Here is a 24,849-nt window from a genome sequence, read left to right on the forward strand (position 1 = left end):
GACGACCGGACCCACGAAACCGACAAAGGACCCTTACGTGAACATCCGCTCCCTCACTCGAGGCGACGGCGTGGTGATCGGAGCAGCGGTGTTGCTGTTCATCGCCTCGTTCCTCCCTTCCACCGGCAGCCAGGACTGCTCCGGACCGCTCGCCAAGTACTGCGAAGCCCAGAGCTACAGCAGCATCAACGCCTGGGACTCGGTGGCGGCCCTGATGAGCGTGTACCTGGCCGGGGTGATCGGCGCGGCGATCATCGTCGTCAGCCGTGCGCTGCCGCAGCAGCAGGCGCGCAAGATCGCCGGTCTCGACCTCGGCCAGTTCGGCGTCGCCCTCACCGTCTTCGTGGCGTGGACGGCGCTCTGGGTCCTCATCGGCGCCCCGAGCGCCGGCGCAGGCCAGATCATCGGCCTGATCGCCGCCCTGATCCTGGCCGGTGGCGCCATCGCCACCCCGCTCCTCCCGCCGCTCAAGGCCGCCCTGATCGGCGCCCCGAAGCCGCAGCAGCCCGCCACCCCCTACGGGGCGGGCCCCAACCCGGGTTACGGCTACCCCGGCGCCCAGCAGCAGGCGAGCCAGGGCTACGGCTACCCGGGCGCCCAGCAGCCCCAGGGCGGCCAGCCGCAGCCCCAGGGCGGCCAGCCGCACGGCCAGCAGGCGCCGGTGGACGCCACGGCCGGCGGCCCGGCGGGTGCCACCGCGGCGGCCGGTGCCCCGGCGGACTTCGCGCCGTTCTGGTTCGCGGTGCCCGTCGCGCGCCCGCTGTACGGCGAGGACGGCGCCCCGGCGCCGATCGCCGAACTGGCGCCCGGCACCTGGTACCTGGCGGTGGAGCAGCGCGGTGCGGCTCTGATCGCGCAGACCCAGGACGGCCGGCGCGGCGTCCTCCAGGACACCACCGGCATCCAGCGCGGCTGACGCCGGACGCACAGCGGTCCTTTCGCGGCCCCTCGCCCCTGCGGGCGGGGGGCCGTTGCGCTGCCGGTGGCCGGGCCGTACAGTTCCCGACACCGATCTGACCTATCGTCAGATTCGCAGGTCACCGTCCGCCGGAGAGGGGCGATCGGTATGCGACTCGGACTGGCACTGGGCTACTGGGGCCGCGGCCCGGACCCCCGGCACCTCGAACTCGCCCGCGCGGCCGAGCGGCTGGGCTATGACTCGGTGTGGACCGCTGAGGCCTGGGGGTCGGACGCCTTCACCGCGCTCACCTGGATCGCCGCCCACACCACCCGGATCAGACTGGGCACCGGGATCGCGCAGATGGCGGCCCGCACCCCCACCGCCACCGCGATGCACGCCCTCACCCTCGACCATCTCTCCGGCGGCCGGGTGCTGCTGGGCCTGGGGCTGTCCGGACCGCAGGTCGTCGAGGGGTGGTACGGCCGGCCGTTCCCCAGGAGCCCGCTGACCGCCACCCGCGAATACGTGGACGTGATCCGCCAAGTGCTGCGCCGGGAAGGGCCGGTGGAGTCGGACGGGGCCTTCCACCCGCATCCCTACCGCGGCGCGGACGGCACCGGCCTGGGCAAGCCGCTCAAGCCCATCACCCACCCACTGCGGCCCGGACTCCCCCTCCTGCTCGGCGCGGAGGGGCCCAAGAACATCGCCCAGACGACCCGGATCGCCGACGGCTGGCTGCCGCTGTACTGGTCGCCGGGCCGCACCGACGTCTACCAGGCGTCCCTGTCCGAGGCCCCGGACGGCTTTCTCATCGCCCCCATGGCCCGCGCCGTGGTCTGCGACGACATCGCCGAGGGGCTGCTTCCGGTCAAGGCGATGCTCGGCTTCTACATCGGCGGGATGGGGCACGCGGCCAGGAACTTCCACGCCGACCTGATGGCCAGGATGGGCTTCGAGGAGGAGGCCCGCCGGGTGCAGCAACTCTTCCTCGAAGGCCGCAGACAGGAGGCGGTGCAGGCCGTTCCGGACGCCTTCGCCGATGAGATCTCGCTGGTCGGCCCGCGCGAACGGATCGCGGAGCGGCTGGAGTTGTGGCGCTCAGGACCGGTCACCGACCTGCTGGTCACCGCCCCCGACCCGGACACGCTACGGGTCCTGGCCGAGCTCAACTCCTGACGGCCGCGGGCGGCTCACCGGAACGAGGCCCACTCCAGCCACCCGTCGAGCAGTGCGCGCTCACCCAGCACCTCGACCCGGTCGCTGTCGGCGGGCAGCCTGCGGTAGAGCACCGCGAGGAGGTCGGTGAGCGGGCCGCGCACCGCGACCGCGGCCTTCTCGTGGGCGCGGCGGTGGACGAGCCGCTCGCCGGTGAGGTCCACGAGCCACTCGGCGTTCAGCTCGGGCGGGGTGTCGGTGGCGTGGAAGTGCAGGGTGCGGCCGGGGCCGAAGAGCCGCTCGCCGCGCTCCGCCGTCACCTCGGGCAGGGCGCACAACTGGAGCCATTCCTCCAGGCAGTCGGCGGCGACCTCGGGCGGGACGTCGAAGGCGGCCCCGGCGGTGAGTGCGGCGTCGGCGCGGTGGATACGGGATGGTCCGTACGGGATGGTCCGTACGGGCCGCGGGCCCACCGGCAGCAGCCCTTACGGGACGGCTGCCGATGCCCGGCCGGGTGCGCTGACGGTCGCCGGCCTACCGGCAGCAGTCCGGATCGAGCCCCGTCGGCAGGTGCTCGCCCCCGAACACCGTGGTGGTGGCCTCGTCGCCGCCCAGGGCGGCCACCGCGAGCAGCAGCGAACCGGCGGTCCAGGAGGTGCGCTCCTGTGGCCAGATCGCGTCGTCGTCGAAGACGTACCCGGTCCAGTACATCCCGTCCTCGGCGCGGAGGTGCTGCATCCACTTGAGGATCTGTACGGCCCGCTCGGACTCCCCCATCGCCCACAGGGCGAGCGCCAGTTCCGCGCTCTCGCCGCCGGTGACCCAGGGGTTGGGCAGCACACAGCGCACGCCCAGACCGGGCACGACGAACCGCTCCCAGTCCGCGTCGATGCGCTCACGGGCCTGCGCACCGCGGACCGCGCCGCCGAGGATCGGGTAGTACCAGTCCATGGAGTAGCGGGACTTGTCCAGGAACCGCTCGGGGTGGCTGCGTATCGCATGGCCGAGGCGGCCGACGGCCAGCTCCCAGTCCGGCTGCGGCTCCTCGCGCTGCTCGGCGAGCGCCAGCGCACAGCGCAGCGCCTGGTAGATGGAGGACGAGCCGGTCAGCAGCGCGTCGTTGACGGGTGTGCCGTCGTCCTCGCGCTTCCAGCCGATCTCGCCGCCGGGCTGCTGGAGCTCCAGGACGTACTCGGTCGCGGCATGCACCGCGGGCCACATGCGGTCGAGAAAGGTCTCGTCGCCGGTGGACAGGAAGTGGTGCCAGACGCCGACCGCGAGATAGGCGCAGAAGTTGGTCTCCCGGCCGCGGTCGGTGGGTTCCCCGGCGTCGCCGTCGGCGTAGGCCGCGTACCAGGACCCGTCCGGGTTCTGATGCCGCACCAGCCAGTCGTACGCGGCCTCGGCACGCTCGTGTTCGCCGGCCGCGTCCAGGGCCATGGCGGCCTCGGTGTGGTCCCACGGATCGAGGTGGTGGCCCCGGAACCAGGGGATCGCGCCGTCCGTCCGCTGGGTCGCCAGGATGCCGGCCACCGTGTGGGCGGCATCCTCGGCGGTGAGCACCCCCGGCAGGACGAGGCGTTCGGTACGCCCGGGACTTGTCACTTGGCGGCCCCGGAGGAGCGCTTGGCGGCGGGCTTGGCACCGGACTTGGCGGGGGCCTTGGCGGGGGCCTTGGCGCCGGACTTGGTGCCCGGTGCGGCCTTGCGGGCCTTCGCTGCGGTACCGGCCGCCGGCTCGGCGGCCGGGGTGGCGGGGGCGGCGGACTCGCCCGCCTCGGCGGCGGCCGGCTCGGCGGCGGCCGCCTGCGGCAGATGCGGCTTCGTGGCGTAGACGACGAAGCTCTTGCCGATGACGGGGTTCAGCGCCCGCTCGGCGAGCCGGGTGGCCAGCGGCTTCTTCATGATGTCCCAGACCAGCAGCTTGTGGTACGCCTGCACCGGCAGTGCCTTGTCGTTGTCCACCCCGAAGGCGCACTTCAGCCACCAGTAGGGGCTGTGCAGCCCGTGCGCGTGGTGCGTGCCGTAGGGCTCCAGACCGGCCTCCCGCATCTTGCCCAGCAGCTCGTCGCCGCGGTAGATGCGGATATGGCCGCCCTCGACCTCGTGATAGGCGTCGCTGAGCGTCCAGCAGACCTTCTCGGGGCCGTAACGGGGCACGGTGACCGCGATCCGTCCGCCGGGGCGCAGCACCCGGACCATCTCGGCGAGCACGCCCTTGTCGTCCGGGATGTGCTCCATCACCTCGGAGATGATCACGACATCGAAACTGTCGTCGGGGAACGGCAGGTTCAGCGCATCGCCTTCCATGGCGGTGGCGGAGGCACCCGCCGGGGCCTCACCCGCCTCCTCCATCGCGGCGAACCACTTGGCGACCTCGCGGATCTCCTCGCCGTTCTGGTCGAGGGCGACGACCTGCGCGCCGCGCCGGTAGCACTCGAAGGCATGCCGGCCGGCGCCGCACCCCAGGTCGAGCACACGGTCGCCCGGAGCGAGCGGGAAGCGGGAAAAGTCGACGGTCAGCACGGCGTTCTGCTTTCGTCCGGCGGTTGGTGGCGGTGGTGGCTGCGGAAAAAGGTACGGGCCGGTCGGGCCACTAGGGGGTGGCGTTCGGTTAGACGTGCCCGGCGGCACTCGGCGCGGTCGCGGTGCCGGCGGCCCCGCCGGACGCTGCCCCGGGGAGGGTACGGGCGCCGGCCCGGCCTCTCTGGAGGGCGATGGCCTCGCGGTAGCGCTCGGCGGTGCCGAGGGCGGCCTGCCGCCAGGTGAAGCGGGCCAGCACCCGCTCCCGTCCGGCCGCGCCGAGCCGGCGGCGCAGCGTCTCGTCGCCCAGGAGACGGAGCAGCCCGCCCGCCAGCGCATCTGCGTCACCCGGGGGCACCGCGAGACAGGTCTCGCCATCCGGGCCGGCGACCTCGGGGATGGCGCCGCCGGTGGTGGCCAGCAACGGCGTGCCGGTGGCCATCGCTTCGGCGGCGGGCAGCGAGAAGCCCTCGTAGAGCGAGGGGACACAGGCGATCTGGGCGCTGCGCACCAGGTCGACGAGTTCGGGGTCGCTGATGCCCTTGACGAACTCGATGGCACCGGACAGACCGAGCCGCTCGATGGCGGCGGCGACCGGCCCGTCGTCGGCACGCTTGCCGACGACCACCAGATGCGCGTCGGGCTGTTCGGTGCGCACCTTGGCGAGCGCCTCGACGAGGTGGATCAGCCCCTTGAGGGGGACATCCGCGCTGGAGGTGGTGACGATCCGGCCGGGCACCTCGGGCACCGAGGCATCCGGCGAGAACAAGTCCGTGTCGGCGCCGATATGCACCACATGGATCCGGTCGGCGGCCACCCCGAGGTCATCGACGATCTCCTGGCGAGAGGAGCCGGAGACGGTCAGCACGGACGGCAGCCGCCGGGCGACGCGCTTCTGCATCCGGGTGAAGCCGTACCAGCGGCGGACGGAGGCCCGGCGCTTCCAGCCGCCGGCGGCCGCCAGGTCGAGCCGGCGGTCGACGGTGATGGGATGGTGGATCGTGGTGACCAGCGGGGCGCCGAGGGCGCCGGGGCCGCCGAGCAGGCCGTAGCCGAGGGTCTGGTTGTCGTGGACGACATCGAACTGGCCGCTGCGGGCGGCGAGATGGCGCCGGGCCCGCAGCGAGAACGTCAGCGGCTCGGGGAAGCCGCCGGTCCACATCGTGCCGACCTCGAGGGCGTCGATCCAGTCGCGGTACTCGCCGCGCTTCGGCGTACGGAACGGGTCCGGCTGACGGTAGAGGTCCAGGCTGGGCAGCTCGGTCAGGGTCACCCCGTCGTCGACGACGGGATAGGGCTGGGCGCCGATGACCTCGACGGAGTGGCCGAGGCGGGCCAGTTCGCGGGAGAGGTGCCGTACGTAGACGCCCTGTCCACCGCAGAACGGGTTCCCCTTATACGTGAGCATCGCGATCCGCAGGGGACGCTCGCCGTTCGTCGGGGCGGAGGCCGGGGAGCCCTCTGCGGGGCGAGGCACGGCTGCCTGGACGGCCTCTGCGGTCACGCTCGGCCCCCTTCTCACTGGACTTTCGCCGGAGCGTAACCGCTGGCGGTAATCTAGAACAAGTTTCAGAACTGATTGGCTACTGATCAGTTCACCGAGCTTCGAATCTACCGGCCGAGAACGAAGCGAAAAGAGCCACACCAGGTGATTCGCGCCACCACCCGCCCCCCTGCCATGCTGTGCCGAGCACACCACCGGCACTCGCCGCATCGCGGACGGAATGCCACGGAATGGGAAATATGACTACGGAATCCAAGGCGGCCAGACCGACCCTTCCCGCGAGTCCCCCCCTGACCGAGCGTCAGGAGGCCCGGCGCCGCCGCATCCTGCACACCAGCGCCAAGCTGGCGTCCCGTGGTGGCTTCGACGCCGTGCAGATGCGCGAGGTCGCCGAGTCCTCGGGCGTCGCGCTCGGCACCCTCTACCGCTACTTCCCCTCCAAGGTGCATCTGCTGGTCGCCACCATGCAGGACCAGCTCCAGCACATGCACGAGACGCTGCGCAAGCGCCCGCCGTCGGAGCAGGACCCGGGCGCGCGGGTGGCCCAGACCCTGATGCGGGCGTTCCGCGCACTCCAGCGCGAGCCGCATCTCGCGGACGCGATGGTGCGCGCACTGACCTTCGCGGACCGCTCCGTCAGCCCCGAGGTGGACACCGTCTCCCGGCTGACCACCGCGATCATCCTCGACGCGATGGGCCTGGACGGCCCCGCCACCCCCGAGCAGCTCTCCGCGGTCCGCGTCATCGAGCACACCTGGCACTCGGCCCTGATCACCTGGCTGTCGGGCCGCGCCTCGATCGCCCAGGTGAAGATAGACATCGAGACGGTGTGCCGCCTGATCGAGGTCACTTCAGGGGAACGGGAGCGCTGAGGCCGGGGGCTGGGGGCCGTGCCGCCGTCGCTCATTCCTCCGGTGGGAACACCGCCTCGCCGCTGTCGGCCACGGTGAGGGTGATCGCTTCCACGGGGCACCCCTCGGCCGCGGCCAGCACGCTCTCGGCGGCGTCCGTCTCCGGCGCCGCCGGATGCGACTGCCGCGCCGAGTCGAGGCGGAAGCCGTCCGGCGCCGCCGCGGCACACATCCCCGACCCGATGCAGACGTTCCGGTCCACCACCACCCGCCAGCGGTCCCCCATCAGGCACCCGCCGGCAGATGGATCATCTTGTGCTCCAGGTATTCACCGAAGCCCTCGGGGCCGAACTCCCGCCCGATGCCGGAGTTCTTGTAGCCGCCGAACGGGCCGAGCATGTCGATGCTGAAGGTGTTCACCGAGTACGTACCGGTGCGCACCTGCCGGGCGATCTCGATGCCGTGGTCGACCTCGGCCGTCCACACCGAGCCGGAGAGCCCGTAGTCGGAGTCGTTGGCGATCCGTACCGCCTCCGCCTCGTCGTCGTACGGCAGCAGACAGATGACCGGGCCGAAGATCTCCTCACGGGCGATCCGCATGGAGTTGGCGACCTCGCCGAAGAGGGTCGGTTCGACGTACCAGCCCGTGGTCTGTCCCTTGGGGCGGCCGCCGCCGGTCAGCACCTTGGCGCCCTCCTGCTGTCCGAGCGCGATGTAGTCCAGCGAGCGCTGCTGCTGACGGCGGGCGACCAGCGGGCCGACTTCGGTGGCCGGATCCAGCGGGTCGCCGACGGTGAGCGCCGAGGCCGCCGCGGTGAACCGCTCGGCGATCTCGTCATAGTGGCTGCGCGGGGCGAGGATCCGCGTCTGGGCCACACACGCCTGGCCGTTGATCATCCAGGCGAACGGCACGATACCGGCCACCGCCGCGTCCAGATCCGCGTCCGGCAGGATCACCGCCGCGGACTTGCCGCCGAGCTCCAGCGTGACCCGGCTGAGGTTGCGGGCCGCGACCTCCATGACCCGCTTGCCGGCCGCCACCGAGCCGGTGAACGACACCTTGTCCACGCCGGGGTGCCCGACCAGGTACTCGCTCACCTCGCGGTCCGCCGGCAGGATCGACAGCACCCCCGCCGGCAGCCCGGCCTCCGTCGCGATCTCCGCGAGCAGATACGCGTCCAGCGGGGTCTCCGGTGACACCTTCAGCACCACCGAGCAGCCGGCCAGCAGCGCCGGCGCGAGCTTGGCGGCGGCGGTGAACTGCGGGACGTTCCACGGCACCACGGCCGCGACCACCCCGGCCGGTTCCCGCCGCACCAGCAGCGGGCCCAGCACCCCGCCCCGCCGCTCCTCGAACGGGAAGTCGCGGGCCACCGTGAGCGCCGCGTCCCACACCAGCATCGCGGCCAGCGACTGCACCATGACGCCGGAGGTGAACGGGGTGCCGTTCTCCGCGCTGATGACCCTGGCGATCTCCTCGCTGCGGGCCGCGAAGGCGTCCTTGATACGGGTCACCACCGCGATCCGGTCCGCCAGCGGGGCGTTCGCCCACACCCCGGACGCGAAGGACGTACGGGCCGTGGCCACCGCACGGTCGACATCGGCCCGCGAGGCGTGCGGCACCCGGCCGATGACCTGTTCGGTGTGCGGCGAGACGACCTCGATCGTGTCCCGGCCGGCCGGATCGACCCACTCACCGCCTATGTAGAGCTTTCCGTGCTCGACGAGGTCGCTCATCGCTGCCGCCTCCTGCGGGTCGGCCGCCTGTCCGGCGGTCCCTGCCGGTTCGCTGTCGTTGCCGGTTCGCTGTCGTTGCCGGCTCGCTGCTGTTGCCGAGGTGCCTCGGGCGCGGTTGCTGACGAGGCATCAGGCCACTCACTTCAGGAACTGATACCAGTTCTACTTGGAGGAGTCCACGACACCGACCGAATCCCAACTCGCCCTGCCGGACCGGATACTTCAAGCCGCTTTGAAACCAGTTCTAGTTATAGTGAGGCCGGGTACCGGGTGTATGCCACACCGAGAGGGGACCGGGATGACCGCGCAGGTGACCGACCACAAGGGCGGGGTGTGGAGCATCGCCGTTCCCATCCCGGACAACCCCCTCGGCCACACCCTCGTCCACCTCCTGGAGACCGACCGCGGGCCGGTGCTCATCGACACCGGCTGGGACGACCCGGATTCCTGGGACACCCTCGTCGCCGGCGTCACCGCCTGCGGGTTCGCCCTCACCGACCTGCACGGCGTCCTGATCACCCATCACCACCCCGACCACCACGGTCTGTCCGCCAAGGTCCGGGAGGCCTCCGGCGCCTGGATCGCGATGCACGCCGCCGACACCGCGGTGGTCCGCCGCACCCGCGCGGCCGAACCGGGCCAGTGGCTCGATTACCTGCTCGCCAAGCTCACGGCGGCGGGCGCACCGGACGACCATCTGGCGCCCCTGCGGAAGGCCCGCGCCACAGGGAACGGCCGGAAACTGCCCGGTCGGCAGGCCGCGCTGCCGGACCGCGGCATCGACCCCGGCGAACTTCTCGACCTGCCGGGACGCCGGGTACGCGCCATCTGGACGCCCGGCCACACCCCCGGCCATGTGTGCCTCCACCTGGAGGAGGAGCACCCCTCGGCGCGGACGCCCGGCTTCGGCCGGCTGTTCTCCGGCGACCACCTCCTGCCCGGCATCACCCCGCACATCGGCCTGTACGAGGCCCCGGACGCGGAGGGGAGTCCGCCCGGCCCGCACGGCATGGAGAGCTCCGGGGAGGACGCCGACCCCTTGGGCGACTATCTCGACTCCCTCGAACGCGTCGCCCGGCTCGCCCCCGCCGAGGTACTGCCCGCCCACCAGCACGCCTTCACCGACGCCGGCGGCCGGGTGCGCGATCTCATCGCCCACCACGAAGAGCGGCTGGCCCAGCTCAAAACCCTGCTCCAGGAACCGCGCACCGTCTGGCAGCTCGCCATGGCCATGGAGTGGAACCGCCCGTGGGAGCAGATCCCTTACGGCTCCCGCAATATCGCTGTCTCGGAGGCCGAGGCCCATCTGCGCCGTCTGGTGAAGCAGGGGCGTGCGGAGTGGGTGCCGGGGTCGGATCCGGTGCGGTATCAGGCGGTGTGAGGGGGCGGCCTTCTCGCGTTGCCGCTGTCCCGGTTGGTCCGGCTTGTTGCCGCTGTGTGCCGGGGGCCGCGGGCGGGAGGGGAGTCCGGGGCGCGGTCGGGGGCACGGTCGGGGCACGGTCGGCCGGTGGGCAGCCGGTTCGGTGACCGGCTTCCGGTCCGCTCGTGCCCGGATCCCATCCGTCCCGCCGGTACGAGGCTCCCGTCCGTCCCGCCCGTGCCTGGATCCCGCCCGTGCCCGGCGCCGGGGCGCCCGCCCCGTGCGCGGCTCGCGCGCCGCTCCGCCCGGCTCGTGCCGGATTTTGTCGGCTCGTACGTGCGAGCGAGCGCCCGTCGGGTGCCGGTTAAGGTGTGCGGGACAACTTCATCCGTACCCGATCGGGGGAAGCCGGTGGAAATCCGGCGCTGACCCGCAACCGTGAGGACGGCCCGCCCGTACCGCGCCGACTGGCCGGAAGGACGGCCGTACGAGCCGGAGCACCCGAGGGGGCACGACCAAGGCTCCCGCCACCGGAACCGTCCGCCACAGGGACGGCCGGTGCGCGGCACCGTCGAGGTATACGGAGCTGAGCCCGGTGCCACCGCGTCCGCGATCCAAGGGGATCGTCGCGCGGGCGGTCGGCCGAGCGCGGCTGCGTCCATCGCCGCGACCCGACCCGAGAGGCACCGACCCGATGGCCCCCATGGCTTCCATGGCTCACCAGGCCCCCCTGACGCACCCCGTCGCCTTCCTGGCGCGCCGCGCCGCCACGGCGCTGGCGGCCGTGGCGGTGCTGGGCGCGGCCGCTGCCCCCGCCGCGTACGCCGACGCCGCCGACGCGTCCGCGTCCCCCAAGAAGCTGCCGGACGGCCTGTACGGCACCAAGGATCCGCAGTACGACGGGGTGTGGCGGCAGTCGCTCGCGCTGCTGGCGCAGGACACGGTGGGGGTGCGGCCGGCCGCGTCCGGTGTGCGCTGGCTGGTCGGGCAGCAGTGCGCCGACGGCGCGTTCACCGCCTTCCGCGCCGAGCCCGGCAAGCCCTGTGACGCCAAGACCATGCGGGACACCAACCAGACGGCCGCCGCGGTGCAGGCGCTGGCCGCGCTCGGCGGGCACAGCGACACCGTGAAGAAGGCCGTGGGCTGGCTGAAGTCGGTGCAGAACGACGACGGCGGCTGGAGCTCGATGCCCGGTTCGCCCAGCGACGCCAACTCCACGTCCGTGGTCATCGGCGCACTCGCGGCGGCGGGCGAGAAGCCGCAGTCGGTGACCTCGAAGAAGGGCGGCAAGACCCCGTACGACGGGCTGCTCACCTTCCAGCTGGGCTGTGACGCGAAGGAGGGCGAGCGCGGCGCGTTCACCTTCCAGCTCAAGGGTGCCGCCCCGAACGCCGACGCCACCGCGGCGGCCGCGACCGGAGCGCTCGGCAAGGGCTTTGTCGTGGCGCCCGCGGACCAGCGGTCGGACACCCCGGTGAAGCCACTGAGCTGCAAGGACGGCGGGGACGCGAAGAAGGACGATCCGGAGCGGGCCGCGGCGGGCGGTGGCGCCTACCTCGTCGCGCAGCTCGACAAGAACGGGCAGCATCTGCTCTCCGCGATGCCGGGCGCCGAGAAGCAGCCCGATGTCGGCAACACCGCCGACGCTGTCGTGGCGCTGGCGGCCGGCGGGCACGGTGCCGCTGCCGCGAAGCCGCTGAAGTGGCTGGAAAAGAACGCCACGGACTGGGCCAAGCAGAACGGGCCCGCCGCGTACGCCCAGCTGGTGCTGGCCGCGCACGCCACCGGCACCGACCCGCGCTCCTTCGGCGGCACCGACCTGGTGGCCGCGCTCAACGCCACCGGCCCCAAGCCGGCCGCCGCGGCGCAGAAGGACACCAGGGACGCCGACGACGCCGCGGACGGTGGCGGCATCGGGGTGTGGTGGGTCATCGGCGTCGGCCTCGCCATCGGCGCCGGTATCGGGTTCCTGCTGAGCAGCCGTAAGAAGAATCAGCTCTGATGCGGCGTACCAGGATCGCCGGCGCCGTGCTGCTGGCCGGTACGGTCACCGGCCTGGCAGCCGGGCCCGCGCAGGCGCAGGAGTACCGCTACTGGTCGTTCTGGGACGGCAAGGGCGGCTCCTGGGCGTATGCCACCGAGGGGCCGGCCACCCAGCGGCCGGCCGACGGCGCGGTCGAGGGCTTCCGCTTCACCGTCGGCGCGGACTCCGCCGGGGCCGGTAAGCCGCGCCCGGCCGCCGACTTCGACGCGATCTGCCGCGACACCCCGGCCAAGGACGGCCGCAAGCGGATCGGCATCGTGCTGGACTTCGGCACCGCGGCGGACGCGCCCGGCGGCGAGCGGCCGCCGAAGGCCAGGACGGAGTGTGCGCAGGTGCCGGAGGACGCCTCGGCGGGCGAGGCGCTGGCGGCGGTCGCCCGGCCGCTGCGCTACGACGCCAACGCCTTGCTGTGTGCCATCGCCGGCTACCCGAAGGCGGGATGCGCGGAGGCGGTGAACGGGTCGAAGGACGGGGCGAAGGGGTCCGCGTCCTCCGCTGCGCCGTCCGCGGGAGCGGCGGAGGACCGTGCCGACGGGGACGGCGGGGGCGGTGGAAGCGGCGACGGCGGGCCGTCCGCCGGACTGCTCGGCGGGGCCGCGGCCGTCGTGGCCCTGGGTGCGGCAGCGGTGTGGCAGGCACGCCGCCGACGCGGATGAGCGCCCCGCAGGCGACCCGTACCACCGCGCTGCACGCCGGCGCCTGGTGGCTGTGGGCGCTGGGCCTGGCCACCGCGGCCTCCCGCACCACTAACCCGCTGCTGCTGGGGCTGCTGGTGGGGGTGGCCGGGTATGCCGTCGCGGCGCGTCGTACGGACGCGCCGTGGGCCCGCTCGTACGGCGCTTTCGTCAAGCTCGGGCTGGTCGTGATCGTCATCCGGCTGGTCTTCGCCTTCTTCCTCGGCTCGCCGATCCCCGGTACGCACACCCTCGTCACGTTGCCCGAAGTACCGCTGCCGGACTGGGCGAAGGGCGTCCGGATCGGCGGCCGGGTCACCGCGGAGGGCATGGTCTTCGCCCTGTACGACGGACTCAAACTGGCCACTCTCCTCATCTGTGTGGGCGCCGCCAACGCGCTCGCCAATCCGGCCCGGCTCCTGAAGTCCCTGCCCGGTGCGCTCTATGAGGCGGGCGTCGCAGTCGTCGTGGCGATGACCTTCGCCCCGAACCTGGTCGCCGACGTCCAGCGGCTGCGCGCCGCCCGCCGGCTGCGCGGGCGCCCCGACCGCGGCTTCAAGGCGCTCCTCCAGGTCGGGCTGCCGGTGCTGGAGGGCGCGCTGGAGCGCTCGGTGGCGCTGGCCGCGGCCATGGACGCACGCGGCTACGGCCGCAGCGCCCAAGTACCGCCCGCTGTACGCCGCCTCACGTCCGTGCTCACCCTCGGCGGGCTGCTCGGCGTCTGCGCCGGAACCTACGGCTTGTTGGGGGACACCGGCGGCGGCTACGGGCTGCCGCTGCTGCTCGCCGGGCTGGCGGCGGCGCTCGCCGGGCTGTGGCTCGGTGGCCGCCGCTCGGTGCGCAGCCGCTACCGGCCCGAGCGGTGGGGCACCCGCGCCTGGCTGGTCGCGGGCTCCGGCATGGCCGTCGCCGCCCTGATGATCTGGGCGAACGACTACGCGCCGGCCGCGCTGCATCCGCCCGCCGTCCCGCTCACCACCCCCGTTCTCCCTCTCTGGCCGGCCGTTTCCGTTCTCGTGGGGCTGCTGCCCGCGTTCGTCGCCCCGCTCCCGGCGAGCACGGACCGGGCCGGATCCCGTGCTGCGTCCCGTGAGCGTCGCCGTACCTCTGATGTCGATCCGTGTACGAAGGAGCCCACCCCGTGATCCGGTTCGAGCAGGTCTCGGTCACCTACGGCGATGCCACGGCGCCCGCCGTCCAGGGCGTCGACCTGACCGTCCCCGAGGGCGAACTGTGTCTCCTGGTCGGCCCCTCCGGTGTCGGCAAGTCCACCGTCCTGAACGCCGTGTGCGGCCTCGTCCCGCACTTCACCGGCGGCACCCTGCACGGCCGGGTCACCGTCGACGGCCGGGACACCCGCACCCACAAACCACGCGAACTGGCCGATGTCGTCGGCACCGTGGGCCAGGACCCACTGGCGCACTTCGTCACGGACACCGTCGAGGACGAACTCGCCTACGGCATGGAATCGCTCGGCCTCCCCCCTGAGGTGATGCGCCGCCGTGTCGAGGAGACTCTCGATCTGCTGGGCCTGGCCGAGCTGCGCGACCGCGCGATCACCACGCTCTCGGGCGGACAGATGCAGCGGGTGGCCATCGGCTCGGTCCTCACCACGCACCCCAAGGTCCTGGTCCTGGACGAGCCGACCTCCGCACTCGACCCCGCCGCCGCGGAAGAGGTGCTCTCCGTCCTCCAGCGGCTGGTCCATGACCTCGGCACCACGGTCCTGCTGGCCGAACACCGGCTGGAGCGCGTGGTCCAGTACGCCGACCAGGTCATCCTCCTTCCCTCACCAGGCGCGCCCCCGGTCATGGGCACCCCCGCCGACATCATGGCCGTCTCCCCCGTCCACCCCCCGGTCGTGGCCCTCGGCCGCCTCGCCCACTGGTCCCCGCTCCCGCTCTCCGTCCGCGACGCCCGCCGCAAGGCCGCACCCCTGCGCGAGCAGCTGACGGGAGTCCCCCCGCAGGTGCCGGGGAGGAGCCCAAAGGTCACGCCGGGAGCGTCGGATGCTGCCGCGGAGGTCTCGGGGCTCGGTGTGCGCCGGGGGCGGACCGAGGTGCTGCACGGGGTGGATCTGACCGTGCGGGGTGGCGAGACGGTCGCTCTGATGGGACGTAACGGCGCGGGGAAGTCCACCCTGCTCACCACCCTCGTCGGAATGCATCAGCCGTCGTCCGGCACGGTGCGGGTCGGTGGCGCCGTCCCGCACCGCACCAGCCCCCGGGACCTCCTGCGGCATGTCGGGCTGGTCCCGCAGGAACCTCGTGACCTCCTCTACGCCGATACGGTCGCCGCCGAGTGCACCGCGGCCGACCAGGACGCGGGCGCCCCCGCCGGCAGCTGCCGGGCTCTGGTCGCCCGGCTGTTGCCGGACGTCCCGGATTCCGTACACCCCCGTGATCTGTCCGAGGGCCAACGGCTCGCCCTTGCCCTCGCGGTCGTGCTGACCGCCCGTCCACCACTGCTCCTTCTCGACGAGCCCACCCGCGGCCTGGACTACGCCGCCAAGGCCCGTCTGATCGAGGTGCTGCGCACCCTGGCCGCCGAGGGCCACGCCATCGTCCTGGCCACCCATGACGTGGAACTCGCCGCCGAACTGGCGCACCGCGTCGTCATCCTCGCCGACGGCGAGATCGTCGCCGACGGTCCCACCGACGAGGTCGTGGTCTCCTCTCCTTCCTTCGCCCCGCAGGTCGCCAAGGTCCTTGCCCCGCTGCCCTGGCTGACGGTTCCCCAGGTGGCCCGTGCCCTGGAGGCCCTCGCATGACCGTGCCCCCACCCCGCCCGGAGGGCCTCGGGCCGGCCTCCAGCCCCGGCTCCGGCTCCGATCCCGGCACCGACTTTGCTCCCGGCTCCGGCTCCGAACCCGTCTCCGATCCCGGCCGCACCAGGGCGGGCGCCGATTCCGGCTCCGGCCCCGGCAGCCCCGGCCCCAGCTCTGGCCGCCCCGGCGGCGGCCGCCAGGCCCGTGCCGTGCGGCTCGGTCCACGCTCCATCGCCGCGCTGGCCCTGATCTCGGCCATCGGCGTGATGGCCTTCGGCTGGCCGCTGCTCGCCGACTCCGCCTCCGGGCTCGCCCATTCCAAGGACGCGCCCTGGCTGTTCGCCGCGCTGCTGCCGATGCTGCTTGCCGTTGTCGTGGCGACCATCGCCGACACCGGCCTGGACGCCAAGGCCATCGCCATGCTCGGCGTCCTGGCCGCGGCCGGGGCCGCGATGCGCCCACTGGGCGCGGGGACCGCCGGTATCGAGCCGATGTTCTTCCTGATGGTGTTGTCGGGTCGGGTGCTCGGGCCCGGGTTCGGGTTCGTACTGGGTTCGGTGGCGATGTTCGCGTCGGCACTGCTGACCGGCGGTGTCGGCCCGTGGATGCCGTTCCAGATGCTGACGATGGGGTGGGTGTCGATGGGCGCCGGCCTGCTGCCGGGGCCCGACCGGCTGCGCGGCCGCGGTGAACTCGCCGTGCTCGCCGCCTACGGAGCCGTCTCCGCCGTCCTCTACGGCCTGGTCATGAACCTCCAGGGCTGGCCCTATATCGCCGGCCTGACCTCAGGGGTCTCCTTCGTCCCTGGCGACCCGCTCGACCAGAACCTGGCCCGCTATCTCGCCTACTGCCTTGCCACCTCCCTCGGTTGGGACCTCCCCCGAGCCCTGGTCACCGTGATCCTCACCTGCACGCTCGGGGGCACCGTCCTCAGAGCGCTGCGCCGTGCCACCCGCCGCGCGGCCTTCGACGTCCCCGCGTCCTTCACTCCCGATCCGCCCCGAGAAGCCGCCTCCCGGTGAGGTCGCCCCGGGTGAGGTGACCGACCCCGGCCCCTGCCTCCCCTCTGCCCCTGCCCATGCCCATGCCCGTGCCCCTGCCCCTGTCTGGGTCGGTGATCGTCGGTCGTCTCGCCGGACGCCTCTCACCCCCAGAACCGAATCAGCGGGCGGCCGGCAGTGCGCGGGCGATGGACGGCGCCGAGCGCAGGAATGACTTGTAGTGGTCGGCGTCGGCACCCTGGTCCACGACCGTGGCCTTGGCTCCGTGGTCGGCCAACTGCCGGCCGCAGCTGCGGGTGTTCTCCATGGCGACGTCCCGGTCGCCGGTGGCGGAGTAGAGGGTTATTCGCACATCTCGGCCCGGCTTCCAGTCGCAGGTGCGGTCATTGGCGCGGAGCATTTCCAGCAGAGCCCCGGAAGGGTGCCGGAGCTTTTGGTACCAGGTGTCCGTCAGCAGGTCTTCGAGGCGTTCGGGCAGCTTGCCGGCGATCTCTTCCGCTGGATGCTCGCTGTCGAACAGGTCCTCGACCCGGTCGGCGTAGGGGGCGCGGAACACTTCGGCGGGGTCGTCGTAGAGCGGCTGCAGACGGTTCTGGGCGGTGAGGAAGAAGGAGAGGTAGAAGACGGCGGCCCGGGGGTCGATACGGCCGTCGAACATGCCGGGGAGTTCCTCGCCGACGAGGTCGAACGGCCCGCCGACCGGGGCGAGCATGCCGAGGCGGAACCGGCGGTCGGCGCCGCGGTTCAGCTCACCGCCCAGTGCCATGGCCACCTGTCCGCCCTGGGAGAAGCCGGTGAGGGACACCGTGCGGCCGAGGGTGGCGCCGCGATCCCGTGCGGCCGTGTGTGCTGCGCGAAGCATGTCGAGGGAGGCCGAGGTGGAGGACCGGGCGTCCATGTACGGATGGCGTCCGGGGCCGGTGCCCAGGCCGAGGTAGTCGGGGGCGATGGCGGCGCGGCCTGCCGAGGCGTACAGCACCGAGACCGCGCGGTCCGGGCCGTCCGTCATCGAGGGGGCGTAGCCGCGGTAGGCAAGAGTGCCGGAGGAGGCAGGAGAGCAAGTTGAGGAAGAGGAGGAAGAGGAAGAGGAGCGCTGCCGCGGTGATCTGTTCGTCATGTCGTCGACGGTACGGAGATCGCCCGCCTCGCAGAATGCGGGTTTCCACCCAACTCAACTGTGGTTTTCCTCAGGTTGGGGAGGGGGTGCCGGAACGCCCTCCTCCCCTTCGCGCAGCGGTCGAGCGTGCGGCCGCCGCTTCTCCGCTACAGCCGCTGAATGATCGTCCCCGTCGCCAGTGCCCCGCCCGCGCACATGGTGATCAGGGCGAATTCCTTGTCCCGGCGTTCGAGTTCGTGGAGTGCGGTGGTGAGGAGCCGGGCGCCGGTGGCGCCGACCGGGTGGCCGAGGGCGATGGCGCCGCCGTTCACATTCACCTTCTCCAGGTCCTGCTCGAAGACCTGCGCCCAGGAGAGCACGACGGAGGCGAAGGCCTCGTTGATCTCGACGAGGTCGATGTCCTTGAGGGACATACCGGCTTTGCCGAGCACCGCGCGGGTGGCGTCGATGGGGCCGTCCAGATGGAAGTGCGGATCGGCGCCGACCAGCGCCTGGGCCACGATGCGGGCCCGTGGCTTGAGTTTGAGGGCGCGTGCCATGCGCTTGGAGGCCCACATCAGCGCGGCGGCGCCGTCGGAGATCTGTGAGGAGTTGCCCGCCGTGTGGACGGCGGTCGGCATCACGGGCTTGAGGCCGCCGAGCGCCTCCATGCTGGTGTCGCGCAGTCCCTCGTCGTGGTCGACCAGCCGCCACATGCCCTGGCCCGTGGCCTGTTCGTCCTCGGTGGTGGGGACCTGGACGGCGAAGGTCTCCCGTTTGAAGCGCTCCTCGGCCCAGGCAGCGGCCGCCCGCTCCTGCGAGATGAGGCCGAGCGAGTCGACGTTCTCGCGGGTCAGCCCCCGGTTGCGGGCGATGCGTTCGGCCGCTTCGAACTGGTTGGGCAGGTCGACGTTCCACTCGTCGGGCCAGGGCTTGCCGGGGCCGTGCTTGGAGCCGCTGCCGAGCGGCACCCGGGACATCGCCTCGACGCCGCAGCCGATGCCGATGTCGATGACCCCGGCCGCGATCATGTTGGCGACCATGTGGTTGGCCTGTTGCGAGGATCCGCACTGACAGTCCACGGTGGTGGCGGCGGTCTCGTACGGGAGGCCCATCGTCAGCCAGGCGTTGCGGGCCGGGTTCATGGACTGCTCGCCGGCATGGGTGACGGTGCCGCCCACGACCTGTTCGACGCAGTCCGGCTGAATGCCCGTACGGGCGAGGAGTTCGCGGTAGGTCTCCCCCAGGAGGTAGGCCGGATGAAGGTTGGCGAGCGCGCCTCCGCGCTTACCGATGGGGGTGCGTACTGCTTCGACGATGACGGGTTCCGCGGCCATGACTGACTCGTCCTCTCCTCGCGTCCGCGGATGTCCCGGCACCCACGGAAGAAGAACTAGTACCCGTTCTAGTTCTACAAACAGTCTTATGAGGCGACCCCCGGGGCGCAAGGGGCGTGCAAGCCCCTTGTCCACAACCGGAGTCGCCACACCCCTTGCCACTTGTAGAACTGGTTATTACCTTCACCGCGACCCATATCTGATGAGCCGTCAGACGCCGGATGGACCAGGAGTCGCCGATGCCATGTCCCGCGCTGCCCGATGGGTTCGACTTCACCGACCCCGACGTCTACCAGTCCCGCGTTCCGCTCCCCGAGTTCGCCCAGCTGCGGCGGACCGCGCCCGTGTGGTGGAACGCCCAGCCGCACGGCATCGCCGGCTTCGGTGACGACGGGTATTGGGTCGTCACCCGTCACCAGGACGTCAAAGAGGTATCCACCAAGCCGGAGGTCTTCTCCGCGAACCTCAACACCTCGATCATCCGGTTCAACGCGGCCATGACCCGTGACCAGATAGACGTACAGAAACTCATCATGCTGAACATGGACCCGCCCGAGCACACCCGGGTCCGGCAGATCGTGCAGCGCGGCTTCACCCCGCGCTCCATACGGGCCCTGGAGGACGCGCTGCGCCACCGGGCGGCGCAGATCGTCGCCGAGGCGCGCCGGAACGGCTCCGGGGATTTCGTCACCGATGTCGCCTGTGAACTCCCTCTCCAGGCCATCGCGGAACTCATCGGCATCCCCCAGGACGACCGGGCGCGCATCTTCGACTGGTCGAACAAGATGGTCGCGTACGACGATCCCGAACTGGCCATCACCGAAGAGGTCGGCCTGAACGCGGCCACGGAGCTGATCTCGTACGCGATGAATCTCGCCGCGGTGCGCAAGGAATGCCCGGCCAAGGACATCGTCAGCCAACTGGTGGCGGCGGAGCACGAAGGAAACCTCGGCTCCGACGAGTTCGGCTTCTTCGTGCTGCTGCTGGCGGTGGCCGGCAACGAGACCACGCGTAACGCGATCACGCACGGGATGCATGCCTTCCTCACCCATCCCGACCAGTGGGAGCTCTACAAGCGCGAGCGCCCCGAAACGGCGGCCGAGGAGATCGTGCGGTGGGCGACCCCGGTGGTCTCCTTCCAGCGCACCGCCACCCAGGACACCGAGCTGGGCGGCGCGAAGATCAAGAAGGGCCAGCGGGTGGGGATCTTCTACTCCTCCGCCAACAACGACCCGGAGGTGTTCGACCGCCCCGAGGTCTTCGACATCACCCGGGACCCCAACCCCCATCTGGGATTCGGGGGCGGCGGCCCGCACTTCTGCCTCGGCAAGTCGCTCGCGGTCCTGGAGATCAACCTGATCTTCGGCGCCATCGCGGACGCCATGCCCGACATGACTCTGGCGGGCGACCCGCGCCGGCTTCGCTCGGCCTGGCTCAACGGCGTCAAGGAACTCCGGGTTCACTACGGTTGACGGCAGCGCCGCTGCGCAGGGGTGCGACAGCGGCGACGGACCGGCATACGGGCGGGACGCTCACCCCGATCGCGGCGGGTGGGCGTCCCGCCGGCTCGTGGCCCCATGGTCGGCGGCCCCTGCCCGTAGTACCCGCTGACCGCCACCCGGTACGCGAGAAGCCGGGCCGGAGAAAGCCGGACCAGCGGTATGTCCGAAACCAGTTCCTCCCTCAACCTTGCCAGTCGTCATGGGCAGACTTACATTCAACTCGCCAGTAACAACTCGGCAGTTCGCCCTCCGGCGCGCGTTCGTTCGCACCGCCCGCGCCCGAGCCGCACGCTCCCCCCTGCGCTCACCCCCGGCTCCTCCGCGCGTCTTCCGCACCACGCGCCACCCTGCGCCCACGCATCCCCCCACGTGTTTCGACAAGTGCGCTCCACCGCTCTTCGAAGGGGATATACCACCATGAAAGACGCACACGGCAGACCTGTCACGGGACGCATCAGCTGGCGGAAGTTCGCCGTGCTGTCCGTCCCGGCGCTCGCCGGCACCGCCGCCCTGGGCATCGCCCTGGCCAATGGGGCACTGGCGGCGTCGTTCGCCGTCTCGGGACAGCAGTTCAAGGTCTCCGCGGACAGCCTCAAGGGTGACGGCTTCGCCCAATACGGCAGTGTGGACGCGAACGCCAGGGGAGATCTCCTGCCGGTCGCCGTCACCGCCATCAAGACCGCCCAGCTGGACCATCTGTGCCAGTCGGTCGTCACCCACCTGCCCGTCGTCGGCGATATCTCGCTCAACCTCAGCGCCGGTACGGGCCGTACGCCCGTCGAGGCCACCGATCTGTTCGTGGACGCCACCCAGCTCTCCGGCAACGCGTCCTTCCACCAGATCGAGATCGGCCGGGACGCCTCCACCCTCGACAAGGGACCGGACGGCGCCCAGGGCATGCAGGACCTCTTCGCCCAGCAGGCCGATGACGTCAGCATCAGCAAGCTGCGGCAGACCGCCTGGGCCACCAATGCGGGGACCTTCAAGCTGTCCGGTCTGAGCATGAAGATCTCCAAGGGCAAGAAGGAATGCTTCTGACCTGGCGGCGCTGGCGGCGGGGACGGCCCTTCTGGGGCGGTCTGGCGGCCGTCGTCGCCGGCGCCGAGATCTGCGCCATCCCGCTGGCACCGCTGAAGATCATGCTGCAACAGGGGATCGCCGGTATCCCGTCGGTCCTGATGGGGCTGGTGATGATCGTGATGGGGCTCTCGGCGTGGTTCGCGCCGTATTACCGGGGCCTCGCGGGCGTGCTCACCGTGCTGTGCGCGGCGGCCGCACTGGTGATGTCCAACCTCGGCGGCTTTCTGATCGGCACCGTCATCGGGATTCTCGGCGGCTCGATGATCTTCGCCTGGCAGCCGGTCACCCCGACGGAACCCGAAACCCCCGAGGCACCCGGGACCGCGCCCGCGCCCTGCGAGCACTAGGGCGTCCACAAAGCCCGACCGCCGTTACACCGTCCGCCCGTACGCGTACCCCCACGCCTTCGTCCGCGTACGGGGCGGAGCGCTGCCCGTACCTCTCCTCCGGCACTTCACCCCTCAGAAGGAGAACCACGATGACGATGACGCATCCCACCCGCCGTACGCCCCGTCAGCGCGCCTTACGCACCGCCGGAACCGGAGTCGTCGCGGCGCTCGGCCTGGCGCTCGCCGTGACGAGCCCCGCGACCGCCCAGCCGGCCGGGACGCCGTCCGCCGCCGCGCCGGCCACGACCGTGAGCCCCGCCGGTCACGGCTTCACTGCCACGCTCAGCGGCAAGGCCACCTTCAAGGCCGGTTCGGTGACCGTGACCTGTAAGACCTCGGTCTCCAGTGGGCAGGTCCCGGCGGCGCCCGGTAACCAGAACCCGGCCGGGCCGGTGAGCAGTTCCACCACCCCGGCGACCTACGGTTCCTGCACGACGAGCATGCCGGGCGTCGCCGCGACCGTCACGACGACCGGCACCTGGGGCGTGGCCATGCAGTACGGGACGCCGGTGACCGCCGGACTGACCATCCCGGTCGGCGGGTTCGTGCTCCAGACCAGCGGGCTGGCGTCCTGCACGGTGACGGCCGCACCCACCTCGGCGGCAACGGTGAACGGCAGCTGGACCAACGGCGCACCGTCCTCCCTCGCCTTCACCAATGCGTCGGTGCCGGTGAAGGTGGTGGGCGGTTTCGGCTGCCCGACCAGCTCGACCAGCTCGACGTTCAACGCCGCCTATACGGTGAGCGACACCACCGATCCCGCCGCCCAGATCACCGTCACCGGCTGAGCACGCCGCTGAGCCAGGGGTGGCGGCCGTTCCCCGAGCGGGCGTCACCCTCTCAGCGTGTGCTCATCCCGACGGCCGTCATGGCCACCAGTACCGCCACGGCCACCGTGCCGGTCAGCAGCGCGGTGATCAGCCGACGCCGCAGGGCCCGGTAGACGCCTTCGTATTCGGTCCGCAAAGCGGCGCTGCGGGTCGCGATGCGCTCCAGGTAGGCCTGGGACGTATCGCACTGGTCCTGGCAGTAGCGCAGCTCCACCTCCCGCCGCTGGGTGTCGGTGAGCCAGGGCAGGCCGGCGCAGAAAGCCTCCGCGCGGGTACGTGCCCGGTCCTTCTCCGCCTCCCAGAGGAGAAATCCCTCGATCTCGTTGACGGCCTGGTCCAGTGGCATTTCCGCGACCCTCCGCATCCCTCCGTCCTTTCCCGCTCCGCCGGCCTTCCGCATGTCTTCGCCCATCCGCATTCCCTCACTCACGTACGTGCCCCGATTTCGGCGGCGGCGGCGTTCTCGGCGTCCGTCATGGCGACGATCTCGTGCGCGATCTCCGGGTGGTGCAGATCGAACGCCGGGGATTCGGAGCGAATGCGCGGCAGGGTGCGGAAGTTGTGCCGCGGCGGCGGGCAGGACGTCGCCCATTCCAGCGAGCGGCCGTATCCCCAGGGGTCGTCGACCTCGACCTTCTTACCGTACTTCGCGGTCTTCCAGACGTTGTAGAGGAACGGCAGGAGGGAGAGTCCGAGGAGGAAGGAGAAGATGCTGGAGACGGTGTTCAGGGCGGTGAATCCATCGGCGGCGAGATAGTCGGGGATGCGGCGCACCATGCCTTCCGCACCGAGCCAGTGCTGGACGAGGAAGGTGCCGTGGAAGCCCACGAACAGCGTCCAGAAGGTGATCTTGCCGAGCCGCTCGTCCAGCATCTTGCCGGTGAACTTCGGCCACCAGAAGTGGAAGCCGGCGAACATCGCGAAGACGACCGTACCGAACACCACGTAGTGGAAGTGCGCCACGACGAAGTACGAGTCGGAGACGTGGAAGTCCATCGGCGGCGAGGCCAGGATGACACCGGTCAGACCACCGAAGGTGAAGGTGATCAGGAAGCCGATCGTCCACAGCATCGGCGTCTCGAAGGACAGTGAGCCCTTCCACATCGTGCCGATCCAGTTGAAGAACTTCACACCCGTCGGCACCGCGATCAGGAACGTCATGAACGAGAAGAACGGCAACAGCACGCCGCCCGTCACATACATGTGGTGCGCCCAGACCGTGACCGAAAGACCGGCAATCGAAATCGTCGCCGCGATCAGACCGATGTAACCGAACATCGGCTTCCGGGAGAACACCGGAATGACCTCGGAAACGATGCCGAAGAACGGCAGGGCGATGATGTACACCTCGGGATGACCGAAGAACCAGAAGAGGTGCTGCCAGAGCAGCGCTCCGCCATTTGCCGCATCGAAGACATGGGCACCGAATTTACGGTCCGCCTCCAGGGCGAACAGCGCGGCGGCCAGCACCGGGAAGGCGAGCAGGACCAGCACACCGGTCAGCAGCACGTTCCAGGTGAAGATCGGCATCCGGAACATCGTCATGCCAGGCGCCCGCATGCAGATGATCGTGGTGATGAAGTTGACCGAACCGAGGATCGTGCCGAAGCCCGAGAAGGCCAGACCCATGATCCACATGTCGGCACCGATACCGGGGGAATGCACCGCGCCGGAAAGCGGCGCATAGGCGAACCAGCCGAAATCGGCGGCCCCTTGCGGCGTCAGAAAGCCTCCGACGGCGATCAGTGAGCCGAAGAGGTAGAGCCAGTACGCGAGCATGTTCAGCCGGGGAAAGGCGACATCGGGCGCGCCGATCTGGAGCGGCATGATCCAGTTCGCGAATCCGGCGAACAGCGGCGTCGCGAACATCAGCAGCATGATCGTGCCGTGCATCGTGAACGCCTGGTTGAACTGCTCGTTCGACATGATCTGGAGGCCGGGGCGGGCCAGTTCGGCGCGCATGAGCAGGGCCAGCAGACCGCCGAGGCAGAAAAAGGCGAACGCGGTGACCAGGTAGAGCGTGCCGATCGTCTTGTGGTCAGTGGTCGTCAGCCACTTCACGGGAAACTTCATGCCCGGTAGGTGTCCGGAGCCGTCGC

General features: G+C 71.2%; 23 protein-coding genes and 1 riboswitch. Of the genes, 13 read left to right on the forward strand and 10 right to left on the reverse strand.

Features of this window, described 5'->3' with window-relative positions; translation table 11 throughout:
- The first annotated feature begins 37 nt into the window (after positions 1 to 37).
- Both CP981_RS11705 and CP981_RS11710 read left to right on the forward strand, forming a co-directional pair.
- The gene (locus tag CP981_RS11705) at positions 38 to 916 is read left to right on the forward strand and encodes a DUF5336 domain-containing protein (RefSeq protein ID WP_085926800.1); all 879 of its coding nucleotides are present in this window, start codon (positions 38 to 40) and stop codon (positions 914 to 916) included.
- A gap of 150 nt (positions 917 to 1,066) precedes the next feature.
- Positions 1,067 to 2,077: an LLM class F420-dependent oxidoreductase gene (locus CP981_RS11710; RefSeq protein ID WP_085926799.1), complete on the forward strand. Its 1,011-nt coding sequence runs from the start codon at positions 1,067 to 1,069 to the stop codon at positions 2,075 to 2,077.
- Positions 2,078 to 2,091: 14 nt separating this feature from the next.
- Here the strand turns inward: CP981_RS11710 and CP981_RS11715 are convergent, their stop codons facing one another.
- The 4 genes from CP981_RS11715 to CP981_RS11730 form a co-directional block, all read right to left on the reverse strand.
- Complete coding sequence (locus CP981_RS11715; protein WP_244329623.1) at positions 2,092 to 2,529, reverse strand: hypothetical protein; 438 nt, start codon at positions 2,527 to 2,529, stop codon at positions 2,092 to 2,094.
- A gap of 61 nt (positions 2,530 to 2,590) precedes the next feature.
- Positions 2,591 to 3,661, reverse strand: coding sequence for a prenyltransferase/squalene oxidase repeat-containing protein (locus tag CP981_RS11720; protein ID WP_085926798.1), 1,071 nt, complete (start codon positions 3,659 to 3,661; stop codon positions 2,591 to 2,593).
- Complete coding sequence (locus tag CP981_RS11725) at positions 3,658 to 4,581, reverse strand: class I SAM-dependent methyltransferase (protein ID WP_085926797.1); 924 nt, start codon at positions 4,579 to 4,581, stop codon at positions 3,658 to 3,660. The genes CP981_RS11720 and CP981_RS11725 overlap by 4 nt, the downstream gene beginning before the upstream one ends.
- 88 nt (positions 4,582 to 4,669) lie before the next feature.
- On the reverse strand, positions 4,670 to 6,082 hold the full coding sequence (locus CP981_RS11730; protein WP_085926796.1) for a glycosyltransferase family 4 protein: 1,413 nt from the start codon (positions 6,080 to 6,082) through the stop codon (positions 4,670 to 4,672).
- A 239-nt stretch (positions 6,083 to 6,321) separates the two neighbouring features.
- Here CP981_RS11730 and CP981_RS11735 point away from each other — a divergent pair, with 239 nt between their 5' ends.
- Entirely contained in the window at positions 6,322 to 6,954 is a 633-nt protein-coding gene (locus CP981_RS11735) for a TetR family transcriptional regulator (RefSeq protein ID WP_085926795.1), read from the forward strand.
- Positions 6,955 to 6,985: 31 nt separating this feature from the next.
- Here the strand turns inward: CP981_RS11735 and CP981_RS11740 are convergent, their stop codons facing one another.
- Positions 6,986 to 7,219, reverse strand: a complete 234-nt coding sequence (locus CP981_RS11740) for a ferredoxin (RefSeq protein WP_085926794.1) — start codon at positions 7,217 to 7,219, stop codon at positions 6,986 to 6,988.
- Positions 7,219 to 8,670 carry an aldehyde dehydrogenase gene (locus CP981_RS11745; RefSeq protein ID WP_085926793.1) on the reverse strand — a complete coding sequence of 484 codons (1,452 nt, stop codon included), beginning with the start codon at positions 8,668 to 8,670 and terminating at the stop codon, positions 7,219 to 7,221. The genes CP981_RS11740 and CP981_RS11745 overlap by 1 nt, the downstream gene beginning before the upstream one ends.
- A 298-nt stretch (positions 8,671 to 8,968) precedes the next feature.
- Here CP981_RS11745 and CP981_RS11750 point away from each other — a divergent pair, with 298 nt between their 5' ends.
- The 6 genes from CP981_RS11750 (at position 8,969) to CP981_RS11780 (ending at position 16,537) form a co-directional block, all read left to right on the forward strand.
- Entirely contained in the window at positions 8,969 to 10,051 is a 1,083-nt protein-coding gene (locus CP981_RS11750; protein WP_085926792.1) for a Strvi_7410 family MBL fold metallo-hydrolase, read from the forward strand.
- Between the two features lie 329 nt (positions 10,052 to 10,380).
- Positions 10,381 to 10,501, forward strand: a riboswitch (cobalamin riboswitch).
- Between the two features lie 223 nt (positions 10,502 to 10,724).
- Positions 10,725 to 12,032: an SCO2321 family membrane protein gene (locus tag CP981_RS11755; RefSeq protein ID WP_085926791.1), complete on the forward strand. Its 1,308-nt coding sequence runs from the start codon at positions 10,725 to 10,727 to the stop codon at positions 12,030 to 12,032.
- Complete coding sequence (locus tag CP981_RS11760; protein ID WP_085926790.1) at positions 12,032 to 12,730, forward strand: SCO2322 family protein; 699 nt, start codon at positions 12,032 to 12,034, stop codon at positions 12,728 to 12,730. Before CP981_RS11755 ends, CP981_RS11760 begins: the two co-directional genes overlap by 1 nt.
- Positions 12,727 to 13,893, forward strand: coding sequence for a CbiQ family ECF transporter T component (locus tag CP981_RS11765; RefSeq protein ID WP_085926789.1), 1,167 nt, complete (start codon positions 12,727 to 12,729; stop codon positions 13,891 to 13,893). The genes CP981_RS11760 and CP981_RS11765 overlap by 4 nt, the downstream gene beginning before the upstream one ends.
- Complete coding sequence (locus CP981_RS11770) at positions 13,890 to 15,518, forward strand: ABC transporter ATP-binding protein (RefSeq protein ID WP_085926788.1); 1,629 nt, start codon at positions 13,890 to 13,892, stop codon at positions 15,516 to 15,518. The genes CP981_RS11765 and CP981_RS11770 overlap by 4 nt, the downstream gene beginning before the upstream one ends.
- Entirely contained in the window at positions 15,515 to 16,537 is a 1,023-nt protein-coding gene (locus CP981_RS11780) for an ECF transporter S component (RefSeq protein ID WP_244329624.1), read from the forward strand. The genes CP981_RS11770 and CP981_RS11780 overlap by 4 nt, the downstream gene beginning before the upstream one ends.
- Before the next feature lie 139 nt (positions 16,538 to 16,676).
- On the opposite strand, the gene CP981_RS11785 is transcribed toward CP981_RS11780, so the two are convergent.
- Together CP981_RS11785 and CP981_RS11790 are read right to left on the reverse strand one after the other, a co-directional pair.
- Positions 16,677 to 17,633 (reverse strand): alpha/beta fold hydrolase, encoded by a 957-nt coding sequence (locus tag CP981_RS11785; protein ID WP_244329625.1) that lies wholly within the window; start codon positions 17,631 to 17,633, stop codon positions 16,677 to 16,679.
- A 146-nt stretch (positions 17,634 to 17,779) separates the two neighbouring features.
- Entirely contained in the window at positions 17,780 to 18,949 is a 1,170-nt protein-coding gene (locus CP981_RS11790) for a steroid 3-ketoacyl-CoA thiolase (RefSeq protein ID WP_085926786.1), read from the reverse strand.
- 239 nt (positions 18,950 to 19,188) lie between these two features.
- On the opposite strand from CP981_RS11790, the gene CP981_RS11795 reads away from it, so the two are divergent.
- The 4 genes from CP981_RS11795 to CP981_RS11810 all read left to right on the forward strand — a co-directional run bounded on the left by CP981_RS11795 (position 19,189) and on the right by CP981_RS11810 (position 22,708).
- Complete coding sequence (locus CP981_RS11795; RefSeq protein ID WP_085926840.1) at positions 19,189 to 20,421, forward strand: cytochrome P450; 1,233 nt, start codon at positions 19,189 to 19,191, stop codon at positions 20,419 to 20,421.
- Between the two features lie 447 nt (positions 20,422 to 20,868).
- Positions 20,869 to 21,489 (forward strand): DUF6230 family protein, encoded by a 621-nt coding sequence (locus CP981_RS11800; RefSeq protein WP_085926785.1) that lies wholly within the window; start codon positions 20,869 to 20,871, stop codon positions 21,487 to 21,489.
- Positions 21,480 to 21,878, forward strand: a complete 399-nt coding sequence (locus CP981_RS11805) for a DUF6114 domain-containing protein (protein WP_085926784.1) — start codon at positions 21,480 to 21,482, stop codon at positions 21,876 to 21,878. The genes CP981_RS11800 and CP981_RS11805 overlap by 10 nt, the downstream gene beginning before the upstream one ends.
- A gap of 131 nt (positions 21,879 to 22,009) precedes the next feature.
- Positions 22,010 to 22,708 (forward strand): hypothetical protein, encoded by a 699-nt coding sequence (locus CP981_RS11810; protein ID WP_085926783.1) that lies wholly within the window; start codon positions 22,010 to 22,012, stop codon positions 22,706 to 22,708.
- 52 nt (positions 22,709 to 22,760) lie between these two features.
- Here CP981_RS11810 and CP981_RS11815 read toward each other — a convergent pair whose 3' ends face one another.
- Together CP981_RS11815 and ctaD are read right to left on the reverse strand one after the other, a co-directional pair.
- Entirely contained in the window at positions 22,761 to 23,096 is a 336-nt protein-coding gene (locus CP981_RS11815; protein WP_085926839.1) for a hypothetical protein, read from the reverse strand.
- Between the two features lie 80 nt (positions 23,097 to 23,176).
- Positions 23,177 to 24,823 (reverse strand): aa3-type cytochrome oxidase subunit I, encoded by a 1,647-nt coding sequence (gene ctaD, locus CP981_RS11820; protein WP_150522329.1) that lies wholly within the window; start codon positions 24,821 to 24,823, stop codon positions 23,177 to 23,179.
- Positions 24,824 to 24,849: the final 26 nt, after the last annotated feature.

The organism is Streptomyces platensis (genome assembly GCF_008704855.1).
GTDB lineage: Bacteria > Actinomycetota > Actinomycetes > Streptomycetales > Streptomycetaceae > Streptomyces > Streptomyces platensis.

Coding starts and splice junctions, on each gene's coding strand:
- CP981_RS11785 (WP_244329625.1), bottom strand. CDS start 17,633: ATGACGAACAGATCACCGCGGCAGCGCTCCTCTTCCTCTTCCTCCTCT.
- ctaD (WP_150522329.1), bottom strand. CDS start 24,823: ATGAAGTTTCCCGTGAAGTGGCTGACGACCACTGACCACAAGACGATC.
- CP981_RS11795 (WP_085926840.1), top strand. CDS start 19,189: ATGCCATGTCCCGCGCTGCCCGATGGGTTCGACTTCACCGACCCCGAC.
- CP981_RS11810 (WP_085926783.1), top strand. CDS start 22,010: ATGACGATGACGCATCCCACCCGCCGTACGCCCCGTCAGCGCGCCTTA.
- CP981_RS11765 (WP_085926789.1), top strand. CDS start 12,727: ATGAGCGCCCCGCAGGCGACCCGTACCACCGCGCTGCACGCCGGCGCC.
- CP981_RS11815 (WP_085926839.1), bottom strand. CDS start 23,096: ATGCCACTGGACCAGGCCGTCAACGAGATCGAGGGATTTCTCCTCTGG.
- CP981_RS11755 (WP_085926791.1), top strand. CDS start 10,725: ATGGCCCCCATGGCTTCCATGGCTCACCAGGCCCCCCTGACGCACCCC.
- CP981_RS11740 (WP_085926794.1), bottom strand. CDS start 7,219: ATGGGGGACCGCTGGCGGGTGGTGGTGGACCGGAACGTCTGCATCGGG.
- CP981_RS11745 (WP_085926793.1), bottom strand. CDS start 8,670: ATGAGCGACCTCGTCGAGCACGGAAAGCTCTACATAGGCGGTGAGTGG.
- CP981_RS11760 (WP_085926790.1), top strand. CDS start 12,032: ATGCGGCGTACCAGGATCGCCGGCGCCGTGCTGCTGGCCGGTACGGTC.
- CP981_RS11735 (WP_085926795.1), top strand. CDS start 6,322: ATGACTACGGAATCCAAGGCGGCCAGACCGACCCTTCCCGCGAGTCCC.
- CP981_RS11710 (WP_085926799.1), top strand. CDS start 1,067: ATGCGACTCGGACTGGCACTGGGCTACTGGGGCCGCGGCCCGGACCCC.
- CP981_RS11805 (WP_085926784.1), top strand. CDS start 21,480: ATGCTTCTGACCTGGCGGCGCTGGCGGCGGGGACGGCCCTTCTGGGGC.
- CP981_RS11780 (WP_244329624.1), top strand. CDS start 15,515: ATGACCGTGCCCCCACCCCGCCCGGAGGGCCTCGGGCCGGCCTCCAGC.
- CP981_RS11750 (WP_085926792.1), top strand. CDS start 8,969: ATGACCGCGCAGGTGACCGACCACAAGGGCGGGGTGTGGAGCATCGCC.
- CP981_RS11800 (WP_085926785.1), top strand. CDS start 20,869: ATGAAAGACGCACACGGCAGACCTGTCACGGGACGCATCAGCTGGCGG.
- CP981_RS11790 (WP_085926786.1), bottom strand. CDS start 18,949: ATGGCCGCGGAACCCGTCATCGTCGAAGCAGTACGCACCCCCATCGGT.